At 69.4% G+C, this 22,728-nt stretch carries 19 protein-coding genes; 4 read left to right on the forward strand and 15 right to left on the reverse strand.

What is annotated here, in order from left to right:
- Positions 1–24: 24 nt before the first annotated feature.
- From ABD116_RS20420 to ABD116_RS20480, 13 genes are all read right to left on the reverse strand, one after another.
- Positions 25–2,997, reverse strand: coding sequence for a LysM peptidoglycan-binding domain-containing protein (locus ABD116_RS20420; RefSeq protein WP_343972298.1), 2,973 nt, complete (start codon positions 2,995–2,997; stop codon positions 25–27).
- Positions 2,998–3,010: 13 nt separating this feature from the next.
- On the reverse strand, positions 3,011–3,949 hold the full coding sequence (locus ABD116_RS20425) for a hypothetical protein (protein ID WP_343972300.1): 939 nt from the start codon (positions 3,947–3,949) through the stop codon (positions 3,011–3,013).
- Between the two features lie 109 nt (positions 3,950–4,058).
- Positions 4,059–4,745 carry a hypothetical protein gene (locus ABD116_RS20430; protein WP_343972302.1) on the reverse strand — a complete coding sequence of 229 codons (687 nt, stop codon included), beginning with the start codon at positions 4,743–4,745 and terminating at the stop codon, positions 4,059–4,061.
- Positions 4,745–5,575, reverse strand: a complete 831-nt coding sequence (locus ABD116_RS20435; protein WP_343972304.1) for a TadE/TadG family type IV pilus assembly protein — start codon at positions 5,573–5,575, stop codon at positions 4,745–4,747. The genes ABD116_RS20430 and ABD116_RS20435 overlap by 1 nt, the downstream gene beginning before the upstream one ends.
- Positions 5,559–6,041 carry a TadE/TadG family type IV pilus assembly protein gene (locus ABD116_RS20440; protein WP_343972306.1) on the reverse strand — a complete coding sequence of 161 codons (483 nt, stop codon included), beginning with the start codon at positions 6,039–6,041 and terminating at the stop codon, positions 5,559–5,561. Before ABD116_RS20440 ends, ABD116_RS20435 begins: the two co-directional genes overlap by 17 nt.
- A gap of 7 nt (positions 6,042–6,048) precedes the next feature.
- Positions 6,049–6,567 carry a TadE/TadG family type IV pilus assembly protein gene (locus ABD116_RS20445; RefSeq protein WP_343972308.1) on the reverse strand — a complete coding sequence of 173 codons (519 nt, stop codon included), beginning with the start codon at positions 6,565–6,567 and terminating at the stop codon, positions 6,049–6,051.
- A 4-nt stretch (positions 6,568–6,571) separates the two neighbouring features.
- Positions 6,572–6,811 carry a hypothetical protein gene (locus ABD116_RS20450; protein WP_343972310.1) on the reverse strand — a complete coding sequence of 80 codons (240 nt, stop codon included), beginning with the start codon at positions 6,809–6,811 and terminating at the stop codon, positions 6,572–6,574.
- 115 nt (positions 6,812–6,926) lie between these two features.
- On the reverse strand, positions 6,927–7,847 hold the full coding sequence (locus tag ABD116_RS20455; RefSeq protein ID WP_343972313.1) for a type II secretion system F family protein: 921 nt from the start codon (positions 7,845–7,847) through the stop codon (positions 6,927–6,929).
- Positions 7,844–8,749, reverse strand: a complete 906-nt coding sequence (locus ABD116_RS20460) for a type II secretion system F family protein (RefSeq protein ID WP_343972316.1) — start codon at positions 8,747–8,749, stop codon at positions 7,844–7,846. The genes ABD116_RS20455 and ABD116_RS20460 overlap by 4 nt, the downstream gene beginning before the upstream one ends.
- The gene (locus ABD116_RS20465) at positions 8,749–10,059 is read right to left on the reverse strand and encodes a TadA family conjugal transfer-associated ATPase (RefSeq protein ID WP_328324149.1); all 1,311 of its coding nucleotides are present in this window, start codon (positions 10,057–10,059) and stop codon (positions 8,749–8,751) included. The genes ABD116_RS20460 and ABD116_RS20465 overlap by 1 nt, the downstream gene beginning before the upstream one ends.
- A complete protein-coding gene (locus ABD116_RS20470) occupies positions 10,056–10,865 on the reverse strand; it encodes a CpaE/TadZ family protein (protein WP_343972325.1) in 810 nt (269 codons plus the stop codon). Before ABD116_RS20470 ends, ABD116_RS20465 begins: the two co-directional genes overlap by 4 nt.
- Entirely contained in the window at positions 10,865–11,596 is a 732-nt protein-coding gene (locus tag ABD116_RS20475) for a hypothetical protein (protein ID WP_343972328.1), read from the reverse strand. Before ABD116_RS20475 ends, ABD116_RS20470 begins: the two co-directional genes overlap by 1 nt.
- 51 nt (positions 11,597–11,647) lie before the next feature.
- Complete coding sequence (locus tag ABD116_RS20480) at positions 11,648–12,073, reverse strand: hypothetical protein (RefSeq protein ID WP_343972332.1); 426 nt, start codon at positions 12,071–12,073, stop codon at positions 11,648–11,650.
- 196 nt (positions 12,074–12,269) lie between these two features.
- Here ABD116_RS20480 and ABD116_RS20485 point away from each other — a divergent pair, with 196 nt between their 5' ends.
- Genes ABD116_RS20485 through ABD116_RS20495 form a run of 3 tightly spaced genes read left to right on the forward strand, consistent with a single transcriptional unit; the run spans position 12,270 to position 20,491 of the window.
- Entirely contained in the window at positions 12,270–19,343 is a 7,074-nt protein-coding gene (locus tag ABD116_RS20485) for a hypothetical protein (RefSeq protein WP_343972335.1), read from the forward strand.
- Positions 19,344–19,399: 56 nt separating this feature from the next.
- Complete coding sequence (locus ABD116_RS20490; RefSeq protein ID WP_343972337.1) at positions 19,400–19,930, forward strand: hypothetical protein; 531 nt, start codon at positions 19,400–19,402, stop codon at positions 19,928–19,930.
- 3 nt (positions 19,931–19,933) lie between these two features.
- Positions 19,934–20,491: a hypothetical protein gene (locus tag ABD116_RS20495; RefSeq protein WP_343972339.1), complete on the forward strand. Its 558-nt coding sequence runs from the start codon at positions 19,934–19,936 to the stop codon at positions 20,489–20,491.
- 48 nt (positions 20,492–20,539) lie between these two features.
- Here the strand turns inward: ABD116_RS20495 and ABD116_RS20500 are convergent, their stop codons facing one another.
- Positions 20,540–21,166, reverse strand: coding sequence for an acVLRF1 family peptidyl-tRNA hydrolase (locus tag ABD116_RS20500; RefSeq protein ID WP_343972341.1), 627 nt, complete (start codon positions 21,164–21,166; stop codon positions 20,540–20,542).
- Positions 21,167–21,279: 113 nt separating this feature from the next.
- Between ABD116_RS20500 and ABD116_RS20505 the strand changes: the two genes are divergently transcribed.
- Positions 21,280–22,302, forward strand: coding sequence for a chymotrypsin family serine protease (locus tag ABD116_RS20505; RefSeq protein WP_343972343.1), 1,023 nt, complete (start codon positions 21,280–21,282; stop codon positions 22,300–22,302).
- Positions 22,303–22,362: 60 nt separating this feature from the next.
- Here ABD116_RS20505 and ABD116_RS20510 read toward each other — a convergent pair whose 3' ends face one another.
- Positions 22,363–22,719 (reverse strand): metal-sulfur cluster assembly factor, encoded by a 357-nt coding sequence (locus ABD116_RS20510; RefSeq protein WP_425552112.1) that lies wholly within the window; start codon positions 22,717–22,719, stop codon positions 22,363–22,365.
- Positions 22,720–22,728 lie beyond the last annotated feature (9 nt).

Consider the following 22,728-nt stretch of genomic DNA (forward strand, 5'->3'; position numbering starts at 1 on the left):
CGGTTTCTTGCTTGTGGGCCGGTACTACGCGACGGCCGCCGGCCGGTGATACCCCGGCAGCAGTTCGTCGACCAGAGCGTCCGTCTCGGCCTCGGCCCCACGCGGGGCACCGTGCTTGGCCAGGGCGGCGTACATCTGGGCGGCGACGTTACCCACATCCTCCGAGGTACCGAAGTGAGCGGCCAGCCGCAGCGTGGCCCGCCACAGGTCCTCCGAGGCCGGCGAGAAGCTCAGACCGGTCTGGAGGGCCGTACGGGCCAGGTTGCCGTCGTTGTGGCGCAGGCTGGCCTCTGCCAGGCGCAGCGCCGCGTCGACGACCGACTCAGCCATCTTGCGCTCGACACCGGACGCCGCCAGCCACGAGTAGCGGCCTGCGGGCAGGTTCGACCAGGACTGGCCATGCACCAGGCTCAGGGCCGTCGACAGCGGACCACGCGGGTCCTCCATCATCGACGCCTGCTTGGCCAGCGTGCGGAAGACGTCCCAGTCGACCCGGACGACGCTGCGGTTCAGCAGCCAGCGGCCGGACTCGTCGGCGTACATGGCGTCCACACCGACCCAGTTGCGGGTGTGCTCCAGCGCCGCGTTGCGCAGCTCGTCGCTGATGCCCCGCGGCCAGATCGCGCCGGCCAGCACGTTCGGGTGTACGCCGTAGTCCTGGCTGGCCAGGAACGCCACGATCTCCGTCGACAGCGCGACCCGACCGGGGTCGATCTCTCCCCGCGCGTCCACCTCGACCGGGCCGAGCAGGTCGATCTCGACCGGCGCGGGCCGGCTGAGGTCGGTCGCGGAGAACTCGTACGCCGGCATGTCCAGATCCGCGCGCCGCTTGTCCAGCGCCTCCGCCTCGGCCACGCCGAACAGCGCGACCAGGTCGGCGAACTGGGACGGGTTGATGCTGTGGGCATCGACCTCGAGGCCGAGCAGCCGGCAGACAGCCTGGTTCTTCTCGTCCACCACGAACCGCCACGGCGAGCTCATCACGTCGCCGACCACGACCACCGCGACGCTGCGCTTCGAGTCCGCGGCCAGCTTCGCGAGCTTCGCCTCTTCCTCGGGCGACGGCGGCGCGGAGACGAAGATGATCTCGGCACCCCACAGCTGCGCGTCCGGGAACGCCATCCGCGCGTCGGCCACCGAGTCGGCGTCCCGCCGCCCACAGGCCTGCACCTGAGCATCGGTACGCCGGGTTACCTCCCGCAGCGCATCGTCCAGGCTCACCCAGTAGCTCAACCGGCTCGGCGCCAGCGTCGACAGGTCGTCACCGAAGCCGACCATGCTGATGTGAGCGCCTTCGGACCACAGGTTCGTGGCCAGCTCGGCCGCCAGCGAGCCGACGACGTCGCGGGAGGCGTTGGTGACGCCACCGAAGCTGACGATGCCGTCCGCGGTGTCGAGGTCGACCAGCACGGTCGCGCCGTCGGCGTTGCTGCCGAGCGTCACGAGCGTCGGGTAGGGAGCGGGCGCGTCCACATCGCCCTCAGGTCCGTACGCACGGCGCAGTACCCATCGAGTGCCGTCGGCAATGGCCTGCCACGGGCCAGGAGGCGCAGCCTGCGTCTCGCCCGGCTCCAGTACCAGCGTCAGCGCCCGATCGGTCACCAGCGCGGCGACGACGGTCGGCATGACCCGGTTGTCGTTGGTCATCGTGGCACCCAGCGAACGCAGCGCGTTGTCGACGAACCGAGCAGTCGGTACGTCGGACGCCAGCCGCAGCCCGATCTCGGTCTGCCGGTGCCCCGCCGCCTTCGGACCCGGACCCTGGGCCCAACCGCGACGACGCTTCAGCGCGATGGCCAGACCAGCGGCGAGCAACGTCGCCCCGAGGCCGTAGATCCCGGCCTGCTGGACGTCGAAGCCGCTTGCTGCGGGCGCCTCGACCTTCGCGCCGTCCACGGCCGGGTTGGCGGCCTCGGTGCCTGTCGTCTCCGGCGTGGACGCGTCAGGCTTGGTCGTCGTACCGGCCACGCCGACGGACGAACCGGCCTCTTCATGCTCGAACCAGCGACTGCCGACTGCGTTCGTGCCTTCCTCGGCGGTCCGCGTCTCGGTCGCCGGGTGCGCCTGGGCGGTCGGCCGCTCAGCGGGCTTGGCCACCGGCTTGGCGGCGGGCTTCCCAGCCGGACTCGTGGTGGTCTTGCCGGCCGGGTGGTGGTCCACGTTGACGAGGACGGTGTGCACACCGGCGCCCTTGGCATCAGCGGGCAGCCGCACCTGCCAGCCCGGCAGGATCAGATCCGGGTTGGTGAGGCGGCGGCCGTCCGGCTGCAGCTTGTTGTGGTTGAGGTCGTAGATCTCCTTGTACCGCCGGCCCTCGCCCAGGTACCGCTCGGCGATGTCCCACAGGCAGTCGTAGTTACGCCCCTGCGGCGGCCTGACCTCCGTGTACTTGACGACCTGACCGGTGTGGTCGCTGTTCGTCCGTACGCCGGTGTGCGTGTGCTTCACGGTCGGCGCGACGCCGATCTGCACCGAGCTGCGCGGCTCGGTCTGCCGGAACGACTCGACCGAGCTGTTGTCGTTGCCCTGGGCAACGCTCACTGACGCCGGGTTGCCGACGGATGTCGCCGTCACCGCGTTGGCGACCGGCAGCGTGACGCTGGCGGTGCCCGCGATCAGCACCACACCCGCGATCAGCCGGCGGGCCAGCGTCTGCGAGCCGCCGCCGAGTGGGATCCGTGGTGACAGGCCATGGCCCCGGACCTCCGCGACTGCCTCGGCGAGCAGGCAGATCACGAAGTGCAGCCACGCCACCCAGATGAAGAACGCGATGATGCCGATGATCGTCTTGGCGCTCAGCTCGTCGAACAGCACGTCCCGGCTCGGCATCCGGCTCGGCCACGGCTTGCCGAAGTAGGTCAGCAGAACGTACGGAACACCACCGACGATCGCGACGATCGCCAGCAGCGAGGCCAGGCCCTTCAGCCGGTCGCCGGCTCCTCCGCCGGCCCGCTGCGGCAGCCGTGCGTTCCGCACCGGCTCACTCGTCTTCACCATCGTCGCCCCTCCCTTACCCACCGATTGCCTGAACTTCCTGCACAGGCAGGCGCTGTACCGCGTGAATCTCGGCCTGGCCGACCGGGTTCCAGGTCGGCCCACCCTTCCAGTAGTCCACCGACCAGGTGATGGTCAGCTTCACCGTGTACATCCCGTCCGGCTGACTCGCGCTCGACTTGGCGTACTTGTGCGAGCAGGTGCTCATCTGGTGGAACGGATCGTTCGTCCCGTCGTACCCGTCGTCGTTGTCGTCCTTCTTGCCGACACCCATCAGGCAGGTGAAGGGTTCGGTGCCGTCACCCGGATCGACCACCATCGACGTGACCAGCCCACGCATCGTCAGGTTGTGGGTCGCGTCGTAGAAGGCGCTGTTCAGCTCCGGGTCGCCCTGCTCGTTCTTCAGGATCATCGAACTCTCGCGGGTCAGCGAGAAGTAGGCCGGAACGTTCACCCGCGGTGTGTAGGTCGGCATCACCTGCAGAGCCGGGTCGGGATAAGTACTGGCGAACTCGGCCCAGAACGGGTCCATGTAGTCCTCGTCGCGGCACTGGTTGCGCTCGTCACCCGAGACCGGCACGATGGCCCGCTCCAGGTGCACGTTCTCACCGCCGTTGACCGTGTTGAGGTCGTAGTCCTCGATCGTCACCCGCAGCACCCAGGTCTTGCCATCCGGCGCCGGACCGAGCTTGATCCCCTTGGGGATGTCGAAGTCACGGCACGGGATGAAGATGTTGTTGCCGAGTCGCGCTTTCCAGGTCGGCGGCGGCGAGCCACCGAAATAGGCCGCACCCGAACTGCAGAAGGCGCCGAAGCCGATGCTGTTGACGTACATACTGCAGACCCGGTCGCCCTCGCTGATCGTCTCCGCGCTGGCGGTCGAGGCCGGGTAGACACCCAGAAGGGCAAGCACGGTGGTCAGGGTGATCAACCCTCGGCTCACTCGGTTGCGCATCCTCACTCCAGAGTCTCGGTCGGCTACTCGTAGGTTATGTTCAGCCAGGGGCATCATGCCCGGTGAACGCTGTCCAGTCACGCCGTTGCGCAAATGGTTATGCAGTGGTCTAGGCCGGATAACGCACCTTGCCGCAGCTGATCCCCTTCGACGGCGCGACCCGGTAGGGCAGCCACCCCAGCCCGGTCCGGACCATGTCCAGTGCCTGCGGCGTCCCCTTCGGCGCGGGCACCACCCAGCTCTTCGTCTTCGGGTTCCAGAACTGGGTGGTCTGGGACAGGCACAGCTTCAGCCGGACGATTCCGAGCGGCTGGTTCGAGGTGCCCATCACGACCACACTGCCCGGTGGCTTCATCACCCACCCGTTCCGCTTGGCGTCGTCGACGGCCTGCGACGTGTCGGCGTAGAAGTAGGCCGGGAAGTTGTTCTGGATGATCTTGGAGTCCCGGGCGACCAGGGCGCTGAAGTAGACCGGGTAGCTCGTCACGAGGCCTTGGACGGCGGGGATCGACGCGAAGTTCCCCGGTACGACGATCACCTGGTTCGCCGGCGGTGGCGGCGCGGCGGTGACGGGCGGGGCCGAGGTCTTGCCGGTGGGCGCTGACGTGGGGTCGGCGGACGGCGTACGGCTGAGGGTGATCGTGGGCTCCGAATCGCCGCCACCGTCGCCGACGGGCACCGGCATGCCGCCGTCGTCCTTACTGCCGCCGCAGGCGGACAGCAGCAGGGTTGCGGCCAGCAGGATGGCTGGGATGCCGGCACGTCGCACGACTCGGGCTCCTCGAAGGTCGGTCATCAGTTGGCTCCCGGGGGCTGGGAGTTCTGCGGTACACCAGCGGGGGCGCCGCCGCCCGGCTTGGTGGTCTTCGTCTTGGTCGGTTTCGGAGTGCTGGATGGCGGCGGGCGCTTCGTCGGCGGCGTTGTCGGCTTCGTCGGAGGCGTGGTCGGTGGGGTGCCGGGCGCCGACGGGGTCCCGCTCGGCGTACAGGTCGCCGGGAACGGGAACGGAAGGGTCCAGATGGGGGTCGGCGAGCCTTCGTACCAAGGGGACGGGCACGGAAGGTCGAGGGTCGGCGGGACGGCGATGCTGGTGGGGATGTTGCCGGGGCCGTCGGTGCGGCCGCTGACGACGATCGGGGGGATCTTGGGGCTGTCGTCGGCCTTGTTGACGCCTTGTTCGGCGTGCGCCTCGCCGGTGCCGGTGGCGTCGAGGTGGCCGATGCCGACCATGCCGAGGAAGGTCGTCTGGTTGCCGATGACCACCTGGACCTTGAGGCCGTCGTCGGTCAGCTCGGTGGCGCCGCAGCTCTGGACTGCTTTGTCGTTGGAGGAGACCTCGGCGCAGAACGCGGCGACCGCGGCGCCGGCCTTGGTGGTGTCGATCTTGGCTTCGGTGGTGTTCAGCTGGATGGTGGCCGCGCCGACGCGGGCCGCCTCCTGGGCGTACCCGACCGCGCGCGACTTGGCGCCGAGCTGGCGGCCGCCGTCGATGACGAGGCCGGCCAGCGTGAAGATCATCACCGCGAGTATCGCCACGGCCGGGCTGAGCGCGCCGCGATGGTTGCGTGGGGCATCGACTCGCAGGAACGCGACGAGCCGCGCCACGGGCTCAGGGAGTGTCGCCACTGCGCACTCCTCGGTAGGGGTCGATGGATGAGCTGAACCGCTTGGTGATGGTGGTGTCGCCGCCGATGCCGAGCAGACCCAGGTCGCGGTAGTTGATCGTGCAGGTCACCTCGACCGACAGTGTCGCCCCCGCCGCGAACGCGCTCGTGATGCTCCCGCCCGCGCTGTCCTTACAGGACTTCACAGCCTGATCCATGGTCCGCGTCACCGCGGAATCCACCTGCGTCTGGGCATCCCCCAACGACCGGGTCTGACTGGCCGACCGGGCGCCGTCCCGCGCCGCGTTCTCCAGCAACGAAGACGTCTGGAAATACCGCCCACAAGCCAGCAGAAACATAAACAGAATCAGCAGCAACGGCGCCAGAATCACCATCTCCAACGCCATCGTCCCGCGCTCACCACGTGCGCGCGGGCAGGCGTCAGCACCGCGGGGAGCGCGGGGGCGGCGCGTCCTGATCGGGTTCATGCCTCGCTCATTTGTCGGCTTGGAATTGTTCGATGGGGCCGGTCGCGGTGCGGGTGACTGTCAGTTTCAGGCCGGGGACCAAGGAGATGGTCTCGCCGGTGACGGTGAAGGAGACCATGCCCTCGGGGGTGTTGTAGGACGGCGGTTCGACGACGGCGTCACCCAGGGTGTTGCCACCCAACTGCTGGGCGTAGGCCTCGATGTCGCCGCGGACCTTCTCGCCGATCGCGCTGGTGTAGAGCGGCGGCTGGACGAGTCGCAGGCGGGAGACGCCTTCCTGGGCCGCGTTCAGCGCGACGGACCGGCCGTACAGCCACAGCGCGGTCTGGATCGAGATGAAGATCAGCGCCAGGATCGACGGCGCCAGGATGGCCAGCTCGAGCGAGGACGCTCCCCGCTCGGACCGCCTCCGAGGCGCTCCACCGCTGCCGACCCGACGCGATCGGCTTCGGCCGCGCCCGCTCCGGTCCGCCGAGTTCCAACGGCCGTGCGCACTTCGTTCCCCAGCACGAGGTGACCGCGACAACGCCTCAGCCGTTCTGGATCTCGCCCGTGCGCTTGTCGATCACGCCCCGGACCACCAGACCGATGGCCAGCGCCGCGGCGACCAGGATCGCCGAGATGATCGCCCACTCCAGCGCCGACGCGCCGAGCTCGTCGCGACGGCGGGCGCCGCGGGCCTTGGCGGCCGCGCCCCGGGCCCGTTGGGTGTGGGCCCGCGCCAGCGCGTAGCCGACCATCGCGCGCACGAACTGCGTTTCCACGTTCATCCGGTTAACCCTCCGAAACTCGTTACTTCAGTCCTGAGCCCGATTCGAGCCTCAGTATGCCCTGTAGGACGGACACAAATGCCCGATGGATCCCTGTTCCCCGTGACCGCCGTCACTAACTGCCCAGGATGGCGGCGCCGGCCGGGTAGCCGAGGAACAACATGAACGCCGCGCACATCACCAGCTGCGCGACGAGCATCGACTGCGACCGCTCGCCTGCCTTGCCTTCCACGTCCGCAAGCTCTTTCCGCCGCAGCGACGCCGCCCGGGCCAGCAGCGAGGCCCGGATCTTCGCGCCCTCGTCACCGGCCAGTGCCAGCGCCGACGCCAGGTCGCGCAACTCCTCGACCCCGAGGTCCTCGCCCAGCCGGGCCATCGCGTCCCACGGCGTGATGCCGATCAACCGCGCGTTGGCCAGCGCCTGCCGGATCCGGGCCATCGCCCAGTGGTCGCCGATCGTGGAGGCCGTCATCAGCGCCTCCGGCAGACCGCGGCCGCCGGCCAGGTTCATCGCGACCAGGTCCAGGAAGCTGCCGACCACATGCCGGAAGTCGCGCCGCCGCGCCTCCGCCTCCTGCCGCAACGCCAGGTCGGGCAGGAAGAACGCGAACGCCATCGCCGCCAGCGTGACGATCGCGGGCGAAGCGCCCGGCGCCTTGAACCTCAGCAGCGCGAACAAGAACAGCACGAACGGGATGAAGATCAGCGCACCCAGAGCGAAGAACACCTTGGTCGCGAGCATCGCCGCGAACGGCTGGTTCATCACCGCGAGGTCGCGGCGCAACCGTCCGAAGGTCCAGCCCCGCGCGTTCGCCTCGGCCTCGAGCCGCTGGCCGAGCGTCTCGCGTGCCCGGTCGACACCACCGAGCACCCGCTCCCCCGCGGCACTCGCGGTCGCCGCGCTCACGTACCCGGACCGACCGGCGTCGATCCGCGCGATCGTCGAGAGCACGTTGGCGCGCGGCCGGATCAGCATCCGGACCAGCAGGTAGACACCGAGGCCGACCATCGCACCTGTGATGAAAGCGCCGGTCATCCGCCCACCACCTCCATCCGCTCGTCACCACTGCGGGCCGCCCGCCGATCGTCACTGCGGATCAGGAACCGGTCCGGTACCTCGATCTTCGCCAGCTTGCGCAGCCAGACCAGCCCCACGGCGTACAGGGCGATCACGATGAACAGCACGAACTGGCCGATGAAACTCGTGTACGGCCTGACGTACGTCGGGTTGAACAGGATCAGCGCGGCCGCCACCAGCAGGGTGATCGCCACGACGACCTGCACGCTTCGCCGGGTCGATCGACGCTCGGCCGCCACCTTCCGGCGTACGTCGAGCTCCTCGCGGGCCGAGTCGGCCAGCGCGCTCAGCACCTCGCGCAGACCGGGTCCGCGCAGGCGCGCGTTCAGCACCAGCGCGGCCACGATCAGGTCGGCCGACGGGTCGTCGAGGTCGTCCGCGAACCGCATCAATGCCGAGGGCAACGGTTCGCGGATCCGGAGCCGGTCGACGAGCAGGTTCAGGCCGGGCTTGATCGCGGGCGCTGCGTTGATCGCAGTGGCCGGGATCGCCTGCTCCAGACCGACCGCGCCTGCGATCGTGTCGCGGAGCGCCTCGGTCCAGGTGGCCAGCGCCTCCAGCCGCTCGATCGCGCGCCGCTCTTCCCCGGTACCACCGAAGAAGCGATCGGCAAGCGCAGCAAGCAAGCCGAGAGCCGCCGCCAGTACCAGCCAGTGCGTGACGACGAGCACGATCAGCCCGACTCCGATACCGGTGCCTAAGCGGATCAGTTGCTTGCGGCCCTCGACGCTGCCGCCGCGCTTGAACAGCGACGGGGTCGACTCGCGCGGCGTCGTGCCGCGGATCGCGACGATCAGCAGCAGGATCGCGCCGCCGACGACCGCGCCGGACAGCAGGGACAGCAGGGTTTCGTTGCTCATCAGGCCCACCGACCGTGCACGAGCGGCTGGTAGCCGTAGTGCTCCAACTCGTCCATACAGGCGATCGGCGCGTGGGCCGCGGCCCGGCCGTCGGGGCCGGGAGCGAACACCTCGCCGGACAGCACGCGGCCGTCCCAGCCGGTCACCTCGCGGATGCTCTCGATGTACCGACTGAGCGTGCCGCCGTGCTGGTAGTCGTTGTGTTTGCGGACGAACACGACGAAGTCGAGGGCACCCGAGATCAGCATCTGGGTCGCCTCCATCGGCAGCCGCTCGGACGCCTGGATCGCGTAGGTGCTGATCCGGTTGAACACCTCCATCGAGCTGTTCGAGTGGATCGTCGACAGCGAGCCGTCGTTGCCCTGGCTCATCGCGTTCAGCATCGTCACGATCTCGTCGCCGAGCACCTCACCGACGATGACCCGGCTGGGGTTCATGCGCAGTGAACGGCGGACCAGGTCGGCCATGCTGACCTCGCCGACGCCCTCGGAGTTCGGTAGCCGCTCCTCGAACGCGACCACGTTCGGGTGCAGGTCCTTGAACTCCCCCAGCCCCAGCTCGAGCGAGCGTTCCACGGTGATCAGGCGCTCGTGCGGCTGGATCTCGTTGGCCAGCGCGCGCAGCAGCGTGGTCTTGCCGGAGTTGGTGGCGCCCGCGATCATCACGTTCTTGCGCGCTGCCACGGCGGCCCGCAGGAAGGAGGCGATGTCGGCGGACATGGTGCCGTTGGCAACCAGATCCTGCAGGAACACCTTGCCGAGCCGCGACCGCCGGATCGAGACCGACGGCCGCGACGTCACGCCCATCACGGCCGACAACCGGGAGCCGTCGGGCAGCCGCAGGTCGAGCTGCGGGTTGGCCGAGTCGAACGGCCGGCTGGTCAGACCCGCGTGTGCCGCGAGCACCTGGATCAGCTCGACCAGCTCGTCATCGCTGTCGGCCACCGGCCCGGGCCGCTCTTCGCGGCCGTCGCCGTACTGGATGAAGACCTGGTCGCACCCGTTGATGTCGATGTTCTCGACCTCGGGGTCGTCGATCAGCGGCTGCAGCCGGCCGACACCGAACAGCGAGGCGTGGATGGCGCCGGCGATCTGCGCGTCGTCGTCCGGAGTGGGCGGCGTGCGCCCCTCGGCCAGTTCGTACCGGGCGTGGTCCTCGAGCACCTGGACGATCAGCGACCGGGCGTACTCGCGCTCGTCCTCGGCGCTCATCGGCGGTACGCCGTTGACCTGGTCGCGCCGGCGCTGCTCGTTCAGCCGCTCGGCGACCTGGACCCGGAGCTTGCGGACGAGCTCCTGATCCGTGCTCATCTACCCTCCCGGCCGCCGTCGGGCGGGAAGGCCGCCTGGGCCATGTCGAAGTCGTGCTGGGTCGGCCGCGAGACGATCGCCGCCATCTCGGCGGCGATGTCGGCAGCGGTCCGGATCAGCGGCGTACGGTCCAGCCGGCCCTGTCCGCGGCCGTCGAAGAAGGCCGCGCCGGCCGGGTCGTAGGCGAGGTGCCAGCGGTGTGCCAGCGGCACGGACATCGCGTCCAGCACCGACCAGACCTGCTTGACGCCTTCACGCTTCTTCGGGTCGGCGACCACGAGCACGCCGAGCTTCGCGTCGACGTGATGGATGAGCGACGACAGCCGCTCCCGCAGATGCGCGACGGACGAGCCGGTCGCCGTACAGACGAGAACGACCAGCCGAGCAGCCTGTACTACGGGAAGCTGCGGCGAAGCAGGCCCGATCCGGCCGCAGTCCGCGATCACGTCCGAGCTGAACATCTGGTTGAAGGTGATACCCAGCGGTTCCCACAGCCCGCCCATGCCACCGATCTGCTCGGGTGTGCGGACCCCGATCATCACATCGAGCCCACCGTCGAGCTGCTGACTGTGCGCCATGATGACGTCGTCGTCCAGCCCCTTGCGGCCGGCCGCAGCCAAGCTGACCAGCCCGCGATCGGAGTTGAGCGGCTGGCCACCCGGCGCCGTCATCCGGATCGCCACATCGCTACCGGCCGGGTCACACTCGGCCAGCAGCACCGGCCGCGGCCAGAGCGCACCGAGCACCAGGCTGGTCGTGGTCACTCCGGGCGAGCCCTTCGCGCTTGCCAGCGCAACGAGAGCCATCAGCCGTCTCCCTCGTTGGCCGCTACCTCCGGCTTGGTACCGGACGGCAGCTTCGTCAGTACGAGCGTCTTGGACGCGGCGGCCCCGGCCGTTGTGACCGACTGCGCGGCCGGCACCACGATGGTGACGTTCAAGGTGCTGTTCGCCTTGGTCTTGTCGTCGCTGATAGCGCCGCTGGCGGCCGTCACCTCGGCGGCCTTCACCAGGATCGAGGACACGCCACCGGCCTGGTTGGCGGCCGGCACCTGGACCACCTGGACGATGTCGCCTTCCCGCAGACCCGACGACGGGGCCCGGCCGGCCTCGAGGCTGACGCCGACCGCGACGCCGCCGGCGGCGATCTGCTTGTCGGTGAAGTTGTCGTCGGTGACGTACTGGCCCTTGTACAGCCAGCCGGTCGCGAACTTGCCGTCCACCCGCGTCTTCCACTGGTCGGACGGGATCAAGGCAGCGGTCTTGCCGGCCAGGTCTCCGGTGGCGAGGTCTTTCTGGGTCATCCTGTGGCCCGGGCTGATCGAATCGACGGCGATCGCGACATAGTTGGTCCGGTCGCCGCTGCGGAGGGCGATCAGGGCCGAGCCGGCGGCGCCGAGCAGGATCAGGATCACCGCCAGCGCGGCGAGCGCCGGACGGCGTTCGCGGCCGGAGGGAAGACGGTTCGAGCCACCGAGCGGCGCCTTGGAACCACGGGCGCCGGAGGCGGAGGGACGCGTGGGGGACGAGAAACTCACGCGCCTACCGTAATGGTCGGAGAGGACCATTCGGACCGAATGGTCATGCCGTTACCTCTTCGGTGCTCTGGCCGCGACCTGCTCGCGCTCTTCGCGGGTGAGCAGCCGGACGAACGTCCCCGGCCCGCCCGACAAGTGGTCTAGATAGCTGTAAAGCCCCTGCAACGCGCGGCCCAACTCGCCTTGCCAGTCGTCGGCCGTCGCCAGGTACGCCGCGAGCCGGCGGCCCTCAGCCAGCGTCACGGCCGAGTTGACCGGCTGGTCCAGCCGGTCCAGCGGATCGCCGTCCGGGTCCAGCGGAGTGGTCGACACCACACTCCGGATGAGACCGCCGAGCTCGGTCGCCTGGGGTTCGGGCAGCAACTCGTCGAACCCGGTACCGCCGTACAGCTGATCCAGGTACTCGCAGAGCGCCGCGAACAGCTCGATGCCGTCGTAGGCGTCGCCCTCGGCGAGCTGACGCAGTTGAGCGATCAAGCTTCTGGCCTCGGAAACCGACCACTGGGAAGGAGAAAGTTTCACGTTCATCGCCGCCCAGCCTGACACGGCAACGGCCGGAACTCAGCACCATCGATCGGTAGCCGGATTGAAATCTTTTGCCGGTTGCCCGGGGGAACCCAGGAGGTTACTTTGCGGTCACACTCACGTCACCGACGACGAAGGAGCCGACTGGATGACCATCGCGGCACAGGGCGATCCGGCACGGGGAGACCTGGCCGCTGCCCGCGCCCGCGAGGCTCTCGGCATCGCGTTCGGCGTGATCGCGCCCTCCGGCGTCCGGCTGCGCGACGGCAGCTTCCGGCTCGATGCCGCCGAGACCCTCCCGGCCGGGGTCGTCGACGATCTGGACAAGCGGCTCAACCGGCGCGCGGCTGACCGAGCGAGCGACGAGCGCCTGCTGGCCGAGTCGGTCGCCCTGGTCGGCGCGGAGGTCGCCCGCAATCGCGAGCTCGACCCGGCCGACGGCGCGATCGCCGCCCTCGACCGCCTCCTGCACGTCCCCGGCCTCCAGCAGGCAAGGCGCGACGAGGCCGGCGCGATGCTCCGGATCGTCCTCGAGAGCGCCGCCCCGTACTCCGAAACCGCCGCAGCCCGCCTAGCCGCGCTCCCCGGCCGATCCCAGCCGGCCATGCCGACAGAACTCGTCGCAGCAGCACAACAGATCCGCCGCGACACCCACCTCCTGAACCATCAAGCACGCACCCAGCCACCACCTACCGGTACGACGCTCGCAATCGCCCCACCCCAGCCGCAAACCGGACAGCATCGATCCCAGCCCGGCGCGAGGCACCAGCGGCCCGCAAACGCCCGAACGGCAACGCCCGAGGTCCGTGGCTCCGGACTGGTCACCGGAATCGGTGGCCGCCCAGCCCTCGACCCGGACCTCGACGAGCGAACAGCTCTCGCGGCCCTCCGACAACTCGGCCGCGCCGAACTCGGTGGCTTCATCACCAGCAGGCCGGCCATCGACCCCCAGGCGCAACTTGCGGTACTCCAGACGGCGACGAGCGACGCACCGCAACACGTCCGGGTCGAGATCCTCCCCACTTCCCGCGGTCTCGTCGCCGAGGGCCGACTTCGCTCGGGCACCGCGAACGATCCCCACGTCCTACGGATCTCGCCGCGCCTCGCCGACGACCAGCTGGCCCAGGTCTGGGTCCACCAGCTCAACCAGCTGACGCATGAGCTCAACCCTGCCAACTCGCAACGACCGGCCGGCGTGCTGGGCAAGCTGCGCTCGGCCTTCGGGCGCGACAAACGCGATCGCACGCTGAACGCCGACTACGCGTCGTACCAGTTCCTCAACAGTTCTTGGCAGCAGGCGAGGAACCAGCAGGACCCACAGCGCACGGCCGTGCTGGAACGGGATCTCGACGCTCTCGCGACCTCGATCCGTCAGAAGGGCGGCGTCGCACCCACACTCCCCTGGGCTGCCGACGCGATCCACGTCCGCGGAGCAGCGGCGGCAGGGACGGCGGCCGCGCTCGCGGTACGGGCTGAGGCAGCCGAGCTGGCGCCGTACACCCCGGCTGCCTTGCGGCTGAAGGTTGCTGACGCGGTCACTGGCCTGGAGTCGGAGGTCCAAGAACTCCAGAAGCTTGCCGGCGCCAAGACGGCCAGCTCGGCCGCAGCCGCCGAGGAGGCCAAAGAGCTGTCCGGCAAAGCTGTTGCCGAGGGCAAGCTTCAGGACAAGGGTGCGACTGAGCGGGCGCGGGTCCTGGACGTCGAGGCAGCCGGTGCTGCCCGGAAGGCCAACCGGCACACGGAAATCGCCGCAGGCTACAACCAAGCGGTAGCGACGGCTGAGCAGGCACTGACCAGTCAACGCGACCTGCTGGCCGAACTCGACGCAGTGCTCGCCGACCCGAACCGTCCGCAGGCAGCACTCGTCACGCTGGCGCAGACCGCGGCAGAGAAGACCAGTGCGTACCAGGTCGCGTCGGATTCAGCCCTGCCCGTCAAGGCCGTCCTGCACACCGGCGTACCGGCCGGTGAACTGCCAGCGGTCCCAGTAGGCGAGATCAACCAGGTACTGGCCGCGCACGGCATCTCCGCGCGGCTCGGTGAGGGCAGTGGCCCGCTGCCGGTGCCTCCGGCGGCGTACCGGCGGCTGGTGACGGCCGAGGGGATCGAGTTCACCGTCGGCGGGAATCCCAACTCCGACGTGAACGAGCTGGCGCAGGTCCGGTTCCGGCTGAAGGCGCAGGACGTGCGCGAGAACCTCGACCGGGACTACGACCTGGCCGAGCAGATGTCGGGCACGATCGGCGACGGCGGCCAGGGCGTCTCAACGACGGCAGCCCACTCGACCGGCGTCAGCTTCGGGGTGAGCGCGCAGCCGTTCATGGCGATGGCGCCGCCCGGGAGCACGGTCCACACGCTGTCCCAGTTCGCCGCTCCCCGGGTGGATGTGTCCTCCGGGCAGGGGCTGAGTGAGTCGAGCGGGTCCAGCTCGCACGAGAAGGAAGGCTCGGTCGACGACGACCGCGGCGAGTCGCTGCAGGTCGGCTGGACCGGTCAGTGGGAGATCGAGGTTCGTGCGTCCGCGACCGAGCCCTGGTCGGCACCTGCCGCCTTCGACGCCGGCCCGCAACTGACGTGGGTGTCAGCGGCGTACACGGTGAAGCCTGCGACCGAGACGGTCTCGCTCGCCCAGCTCGGCCGGGCGAACGAGGTCACCGGAGCCTTCCCCCGGCATACGGTCACCAACATCGACGGCATGTCCTCCATCCGCGACCGGCTCGTCGCGGGCGGCCGCGAGCGTTTCGGCAAGATCGACCGGGTCGCCTACGGCCAGATCGACGGCCTGCTCACCCAGGACATCTCCCGGCTGCTGCGCCAGACGAGCCGGCCAGGAGGGTACGGCCGGCAGATCGTCAGCGCGGGCGAGGCGGTCTACCACGTACAGCTCGAAGTCGAGCCGATCTGGAGTACGGCGAGACTCAGCGGCGAGGCCAGCTACGACCTGTGGCAGGAGAAGGTCGGCGTCGACTTCAACGGCGTCAGCGCGAGTCAGAACTCCAACACCTCCGCGTCGGTGTCCGTCGGTGTCGGCGGCACCTTCAAGGACATCGGCTCGACGACGGCCGATCTCGGTCCGAGTGTCTCGGCCGGTCGCAACGTCTCGCGGCAGGGCGGGCTGAGCGTCAGCGCGACCTCGATCACTCCGGTGGTTCACCGCAACCACGGCCCGACGCAGGGCGTGGTGGTCGGCTTCCGGGTCCGGGCGACCTTGCGCGACCTCACCAAGCCCAAGGCGGACCCGGTCGTCATCAACGACTTCGTCGACGCCAGGCTCCGGGTCCCCGAGAACGACCTGCTGCGCGCCGGCGCGAAGGTCGACAAGTTCGCCGTACTCCGCAACCCCGACGACACCGTCCGCCTCGACCAGCACAAGCGGGCCCTGCTCCGCGGCGACCCCGAGCCGCCGACCGGAAAGCAGACGCTGCCACCCGTGATCGGCCCCGGCGCCGAGCAGATGCGTGGCGCGGGCCAGGCGCTCGTCCAGAACTTCACCGGCGATCGCGACGCGCTGGAACAGACCCTGCGCAACCTCAGCCGCGACGGGCTGGTCCCGCCGCTCGACGACAACCTCCAGCCGGTCTTCGCCGACCTGCCCGAGGACCGGCGACTGCGCAGCGGACAGCTGATCAACTACGACCGGGTGATCCAGACCATCGGGTCCGACCGGCTCGAAGCCGGCTACAACCAGGCTTCGCAGAGCGGCATCCCGATGGTCCTGATCGATCAGCGAACCGGGCATGCGCCGCGATACCGGACGTTCCGGGTCGCAGTCCGGCAGGACTTCAACGACGTCACCGGCGAGGGCACGAGTACGACGGACAACGTCGTACGGCTCGGCATCGCCTCCGACGCCAACAGCCGCTCCGGAGGCCGGTCGAAGGGCATGCCTGTGTCGGCCGGCGCCGGTGTCAGCAACGGCCCGGCCGAAGGTGTGCGCGGGTGGGCCGGGCGACTGGGTGTGAAGCTCAGCCGGAGCGCGGTCGGCCGGAGCTTCAGCTGGTCCGCGGGCCGGCGGGTCAACCGGGTGTCGCTGACCGAGACCACCGCCCCGGTCGACATCCTGCGCGTCGGACACCAGATCGTCGTCACGGAGGTCACCCCGAAGGGCGACACCGCTCCCCTGGCCACTGCGCCCGGCAGCGCCCGGATCCTCGTCGACAGTGCGTTGTCGCGTGCAGAGGAACCGGTCCGCTCTGCGCAGCCCAAGGCGCCGAGTATGGCCGCGGTCAAGCAGTCGATGCCGGTCCACGTCGACGCGGGCAATCCGGTCGATCGGATCACCTCGGCCGTCGACGCGATCGAGCTGGGCTCCAACACGTACCAGGAACTGCACGCGATGCTCGGGCCCGACAGCCTGGTCGCGCACAAGGAGTGGATGAACGGGGAGTACCGGCTCCCGCTGACGATCGTCCCGCCGGCCGGCAACCCGGTCGACGCGGTCCGGCAGGGCACGATGCTGCCACGTGGCTACAGCGTGGTGGTCCGGGGTGAGGCGACCGATCGCGCGTTCGTCGCCGTCACGCAGCAGAACTCCGGCGACATCAACCTCACCATGAAGGACACCGGCTTCACCTCGGGCCGGTCGTCGTCGGGTGGGGTCGGGCTCGACGGCGGCGGTGGTCCGGTCCAGGCCGATGGCTCCTCGTTCGCGGGCAGCCTCAGCGCGGGACGTACCGGTGGTACCTCACAGTCGACGAGCAACAGCCAGACGATGGGCGAAGAAGGCCTGCTGATCAACGTCGGCACACATCACCAGTTCGTCGACCGGTACAAGCTGGTCGCGGACGTGGTCGATGCCGATGGCAACGTCGTCCAGTCCGTGCCGCTGCAGGACGCCAAGGTGCAGACGACGATGCCGGAGCGGCGGGCGCTGAGGCTGTACGGCCGTCGCGAACTCGACCTGCCGCTCGAGGTCGTCACCGACGCGGCCGAGCGGTACCTGGCGGGGCAGCTCAAGATCAGTCCTCGCGACGCCGGGGCCTTCGTCCGTCGCTACAAGCAGGAGAAGGCCGGTGTGACGACCGGTCTCGCGGCCGAGCACACCGACGAACGGCTGGCCGCGCGGCTCCTTGGTCAAACCAGAGACGTCCAGTCGACGCCCGCCGCACCCCCTGACCAGCGCATCGACGAGGTGCTGGTCGAGGTCGAGCAAGAGGCTGAGCAGCCTCGCGCGATGAGCTTGCCACCGCAGTACGACATCGGCCTGGCGTCGGCGCAGATCGAGGACATCAGCCCGATCGGCCAGCCCGGCGGGCACGTCGACCTGCTCACCCCGGCGCTGCGTCAGGTGGAAGAACTCGCGCCCGGGCTGATGGCGACCAACCCGATGCTGCGCGCGGCGCTGGCCATCGACCTCGGGACGGACGGTTGGCAGGGGCATCTGGGCGACATGTACGGCGTCCGCGGCTTCGTGACCGAGGTGGAAGTACCGGTGCCGGGACAACCTCAGCCCGACCTCGTCGTCGTCCAGGTCAAGGCGCAGTACGCCGGCCCGCCGATGGTCGACGGGACGCCGGATGTGCCCGAGGTGGACGCGATCGGACTCAAGCAGAACTACGACTACCTCGGGCAGGATCAGTCCGTCTCACACTCCACGACGTACTCGGCCGGAGCGGAGGTGAAGGGCTCCGCCGACACCTCCCTGTCCGGTGGGGCCGGGACCGAGCGCGACCGGACCGTCGCAGCCAAACGCGGTACCCAGAAGACGCACATCGACCGGACGGGTCACTTCAAGCAGGCCGAGACTTACCGGGATGCGGTCTTCGACATCCAGGTGTCCCGGGTCCGCAGCGCGGGTGCTGCCACGATGGCCGGGGTGCGCTGGCGGCTCAACAAGACGCTGCCGGCCGAGCAGACGACCCACGCGACGCCGGTCCGGGTCGGTGCCCGGATGACGCTGATGGTGCCGCGGGAGCTGCTCAAGGAGGCCACTCCCGACGCTCCTGCCCAGCAGGCCTCGCAGCCCGATCACCGGTCGTTCCAGGTGCCGGAAGGCGCCACTGCGGAGGCGATGGTCCCGCACGGACTGGGCGAGCCGGAGACCGACCAGCTCCACGCGCAGATCCGCGGTTACCTGGTCGCCCACAAGGATCTGGGCGAGGCGGCGATGCGGGAGCACGACGTGGCGCTGGCGACCCAGCTCTCACCGACCTCCCTGCGGGCCGCGCTCAAGCGGCTGACCAGCGAGGAAGGCCTCGAGCTGACCGCGATCGCCGGACGAGGCAACTCGGGTACCAAGTTCGTCGTCGTGGTCAAGGCCAGGCCGGTGGGCTGGACGATCCAGGACGATCCGATTCCAGGCGGTCAGGCCGGCCAGGTATGGCGCGACATGGAGAGCAACGGGATCACGACGACCGGCAACAAGCTGACGCCGGGGACGGCGAGTGGCGGTGCGAGCGGCGGACCGGTCAACGTCGGCGGCTCGGTCAGTGAGCAGCTCAAGGAGACGTCGTCCGACTCGCAGGGGACGCGATTGGAGACGAGCCGTTTCCAGGAAGGCACACTCGGCACAGTCGAGGCGCCGATGGTCTACAGCGTCACGGTTCACGAGGTGGCCGACACGGGCAAGAGCGCACCGAAGGTCAAACACTCCAAGCACCTGCCCGAGACCTCCAAAGCCGTGTACTACCTCAAGATGCTGCAGCACGAGTACCTCGACGGGCTGCGGCAACTCGAGTCGGGCCGGCAGGCTGCTCCCCCGCTGGAGGCCGCGTCGCCTCGGCTCGGCAAGCCCGAGCTGCGCGCGTCGGAGTACCGGGTCGATGCCGCTGGCAACAGAGTTCACCAGCCGTACCAGCCGATGGTGGCCGCGTTGAGCAAGGCGGTGAACGAGAAGCGGACGGTGAATCTGACCATCGAGGAAGCCGGCGGCGAGCGGAACTACCAGGCGTTCGCGGACGGCACGATGACGGAGATCGGCGACAACAGCGGTTATGCGGAGGCGTTCGCGCAGTTGCATCCGCGGGTGGCGCTGATGTGTGAGGGACGGGTGCCGCTGCGCGAGCTGTACAACGCGACGCCGCGGTCGGAGTCGTTCAACGCCAAGGTCGCCTCGGAGCTGGTGGACAAGGGCGTGCCGCTCGCGATGCTGAAGGGGCTCGACCACTCCGCGACGGTCCGGCAGTTGCCCGCGGCATCCGGGCAGGGTGAGCGGCAGCAGATCGGCGGCGCCACCTCGGCCAGGACGATCAGCGGGCACGGGCCGTCATTGGCTGGTTCCTGACCGGGCCGCGGCCGGACAGCGGGCATGATGGTCCGACGACGACGAGAGGGAGACCGATGGCGTTCGCGGTCGCACGCACGAGGGACGAGGCGTTTCTCTACCTCGAGCTGCAGCCCTGCCCGGACTGCGGTTCGGTCGAGGCACCCTGGCAGCATGCGCTGATCGAGGTCGACGGCGAGCTGGTCATCAGTTATGCCGCGGTCTGTCCTGGTTGCGACGCGGAGCGCGAGTACCTCTTCGGGCTGCCGGCCCGGGAGACGGCGCCGGATTCCTGGCCGGCCTTCGGGGGTACGGAGCCTTCGGAGCTGCTCGACGCCGGTCAGTGGATGGCGGTGGCCGATCAGGCTGCGGGCAACGTGCCGGTGGAGCCGGGCGAGGCACGGGTCGCGCTGTCGATCGCGCGGGCGGCGGTCGGTGAGGTGATCAAATTCGTGCCGGCCGGGCTGGACGGCGTACCGGCGGATGCGTTCTGGACGCCGGAAGGCCGCCGGGTATTCGACGCCGAACCGGGTAGGTTCCGGCTGGACCGCCTGCTGGTGGTCCAGGACACGTATTCCGAACTCGTACGGGAAACAGGAGCGAACTAACCGATGCTGACCGCAAGGACACTGGCCGAGGCGCAGGTCTACGTGAGCTTGTCGACGGTGGTCGACGAGTCGCTACCGGCCGTCGCGCCGGCCCCGATCGAGCCGGGCGTGAACTCCGTCGAGGGCGAGGACGCCTGGACGCTGACCACGACGGTGGGCGAGATCGTGGTGCCGTACGTGACCGAGCAGGCGGCCAGGACGGTCGGCTCGCGCTACGGCCTCGGGGTCTCGCAGCTCGTCGACGCGGCGCAATGGGTGCTGGTCGCGGAGGCCTACGCGCGCCGGGCGCTGACCGCGGACCTGGCGTACACCGGTCAGCCGGACCAGGACCGGTACAGCGTCGAGCTGAACTGGGAGTTCGCCGCGGATGCGGTCGGCGAGGCGCTGAAGTTCCTGCCGGAGGGCGCCGAGGACGTGCCCGAGGCGGGCGTGTGGTCCGACCTGGGCACCCGGACCCGCGCGAAGAACCCGCAGATGCTCACCCGCGGCAAGCTGGTCGACGACCTGCAGTACTACCGCGGCACCCTCGACGACTTCCGCGCCCTCTACGGCCCCGCCTGACCCTCGTCGGCCCGGACCGGAGCACCGGCCCCGTCGGCCGGGGCCGGGTCAATCGGCGGCAGGCGGGTCGGTGAGCTCGATCCGGATCGCGCGGGCGTCCACCCCCGCCTGTTCCAGCACCTTCTGCTTCGGATCGGCCACCCCGAGAAAGGGTGGCCGGACCAGCGGCCGCAGCGCCTTCAGCCGCGGATCCTCCAGCACGGTGTCGATCGCCTTGCGGTCTCCCCCACAGACCAGTACGTCGAGCTTGGCCGGCGCCAGGATCCGTACCGCCACCTCGGTCGCCGCGTTGAACGCCTCCCGGGCCTGGTTGTCCCGCCGCCGCGCAAACCGCTGCTGCGACCACCCACCGGCCTTGGTGGTCCCCTGCACGTGCCGGGACCCGACCTTCGAGTCGATCAACTTGCCTCCGTCGAAGACACCCGCGCCGTAGCCTCCTCGGCGTACCAGCAAGACCCCCAGCCGCCGGTCCTCGAGCACATGCGCGACCAGCCCCTCCGCGCTCAGCTCCTCCAACGGCCCGAACGGCACGACGATCTCCGCCCGAGCCCCGTCCTCCGCGACAACACCCAACCGCTCAGCCGTCACGTCGTACGACATCACCCCATGCCGCTCGCCGAAGCCCACCAACCACCGCTCCAGCCGCTCAGGCCCCACCGCCACGATTCGAGTCACCCGCCGACGCTAGCCCATCTCCCGTGCCCAAAGCTGCCGGTGTGATTGCGACTACCAAGCGTTACGCTCGAATACATTGCGTCACATCGTCGAGCCGAACGGAGCCCCCGGACATGACCGCACAGGAGATCGAGCAGATTGACGAGGTAGACGCGTACTACGACAAAGAGAAGATCCGCCCGCTGCAGGGTGGCTGCTACACGGAACGGGTCTCCGGGATAGACATCATCTACGGAAGCATCGGCTGCGCGGTGACGTACACCGGGCCCGACGGCGGGCCGGACGGGAGCAACGCGTCGCTGAAGCACGGCGGCACCTACGCGCTGTCCGCCGAACACGTCGTCGGTCCGGTCGGGACGGGGGTCGGCCAGCCGTACGACATCGACAACGACCGGATCGGCTGGGTCCAGCTCGCCGTCAGCGGCAAGGAGAACGAGCATGGAGACTTCGCGATCTCCGACCTGCTCCACTACGACGACAAGTTCCTGCCCCAGATCATCGGGCTGGGAGCCGTCCTGGGCGAGCACGACATCACCGACGACGAGGTCGGGCACTACCCGGTCAGCAAGCGCGGATCGGAGACCGGCATCACGCACGGCAGGGTGACTGCCAGCCACCAGACCCTGACCTTCGTCGACGGCGACCGGAAGTACGAACTCAAGGGTCTGCTCGAGATCACCGCGACCGAGGGGACGTTCGGCGAGAACGGCGATTCGGGGTCGGTCGTGGTCAGCATCCAGAACCAGGTGGTCGGGCTTCTGGTGGCTGCGACCGCGGACTTCACCAGGGGCTACGCGGTCCCCATCGCCCGGATCCGGGAGGACCTGCAGATCAAGACTCTCGCGGCGAAGCTGTCCTTCAAGGGCGGTCCCAGCCGGCGCGTACCGAGCGGGACGGACAAAGCCATCCTGATCCTCACCCTGCCTGCTCCGGCACCGCACGCCGGCCTGATGCTCGATCTGACCACGGACAACCCGGCAGTGGCCAAGGTTCCGGCCCGGGCGGCGTTCCCCGGTCTCGCGACCAGATCGCTTCCGATCCTGGTGGAGCGCGTCTCCGCCGGCAAAGCGGTCATCAAGGCCGTTGCCACCCACGTGCCTGACCTCGAGACCCCGCTGGATCTGTACTTCGAATAGCGGCGGGCATGCGAAAGCCCGGGCCACCTGACCCGGGCTCTCACAGACTGGAGATGTTGCTCAGACGTTGAAGCCGAGCGCGCGCAGCTGGTCGCGGCCGTCGTCGGTGATCTTCTCGGGGCCCCACGGCGGCATCCAGACCCAGTTGATCCGGAAGTCGTTGACCAGGCCGTCCAGCGACATCCGGGTCTGGTCCTCGATCACGTCGGTCAGCGGGCAGGCCGCGGACGTCAGCGTCATGTCGATGATCGCGGTGTTGCTGTCGTCCACGGTCACGCCGTAGATCAGGCCGAGGTCGACGACGTTGATCCCGAGCTCGGGGTCGACGACGTCCTTGAGCGCCTCGGTGACGTCCTCGACGGCGACCGGAGACGTACCAGCCGGTTGCGCGGCCGCCTCGAGGTCGACCTCGGGCAGCTCGATCTT

Source organism: Kribbella koreensis, from assembly GCF_039525325.1.
GTDB lineage: Bacteria > Actinomycetota > Actinomycetes > Propionibacteriales > Kribbellaceae > Kribbella > Kribbella koreensis.

Coding starts and splice junctions, on each gene's coding strand:
- ABD116_RS20420 (WP_343972298.1), bottom strand. CDS start 2,997: ATGGTGAAGACGAGTGAGCCGGTGCGGAACGCACGGCTGCCGCAGCGG.
- ABD116_RS20425 (WP_343972300.1), bottom strand. CDS start 3,949: ATGCGCAACCGAGTGAGCCGAGGGTTGATCACCCTGACCACCGTGCTT.
- ABD116_RS20430 (WP_343972302.1), bottom strand. CDS start 4,745: ATGACCGACCTTCGAGGAGCCCGAGTCGTGCGACGTGCCGGCATCCCA.
- ABD116_RS20440 (WP_343972306.1), bottom strand. CDS start 6,041: ATGAACCCGATCAGGACGCGCCGCCCCCGCGCTCCCCGCGGTGCTGAC.
- ABD116_RS20450 (WP_343972310.1), bottom strand. CDS start 6,811: ATGAACGTGGAAACGCAGTTCGTGCGCGCGATGGTCGGCTACGCGCTG.
- ABD116_RS20455 (WP_343972313.1), bottom strand. CDS start 7,847: ATGACCGGCGCTTTCATCACAGGTGCGATGGTCGGCCTCGGTGTCTAC.
- ABD116_RS20460 (WP_343972316.1), bottom strand. CDS start 8,749: ATGAGCAACGAAACCCTGCTGTCCCTGCTGTCCGGCGCGGTCGTCGGC.
- ABD116_RS20465 (WP_328324149.1), bottom strand. CDS start 10,059: ATGAGCACGGATCAGGAGCTCGTCCGCAAGCTCCGGGTCCAGGTCGCC.
- ABD116_RS20470 (WP_343972325.1), bottom strand. CDS start 10,865: ATGGCTCTCGTTGCGCTGGCAAGCGCGAAGGGCTCGCCCGGAGTGACC.
- ABD116_RS20485 (WP_343972335.1), top strand. CDS start 12,270: ATGACCATCGCGGCACAGGGCGATCCGGCACGGGGAGACCTGGCCGCT.
- ABD116_RS20490 (WP_343972337.1), top strand. CDS start 19,400: ATGGCGTTCGCGGTCGCACGCACGAGGGACGAGGCGTTTCTCTACCTC.
- ABD116_RS20495 (WP_343972339.1), top strand. CDS start 19,934: ATGCTGACCGCAAGGACACTGGCCGAGGCGCAGGTCTACGTGAGCTTG.
- ABD116_RS20505 (WP_343972343.1), top strand. CDS start 21,280: ATGACCGCACAGGAGATCGAGCAGATTGACGAGGTAGACGCGTACTAC.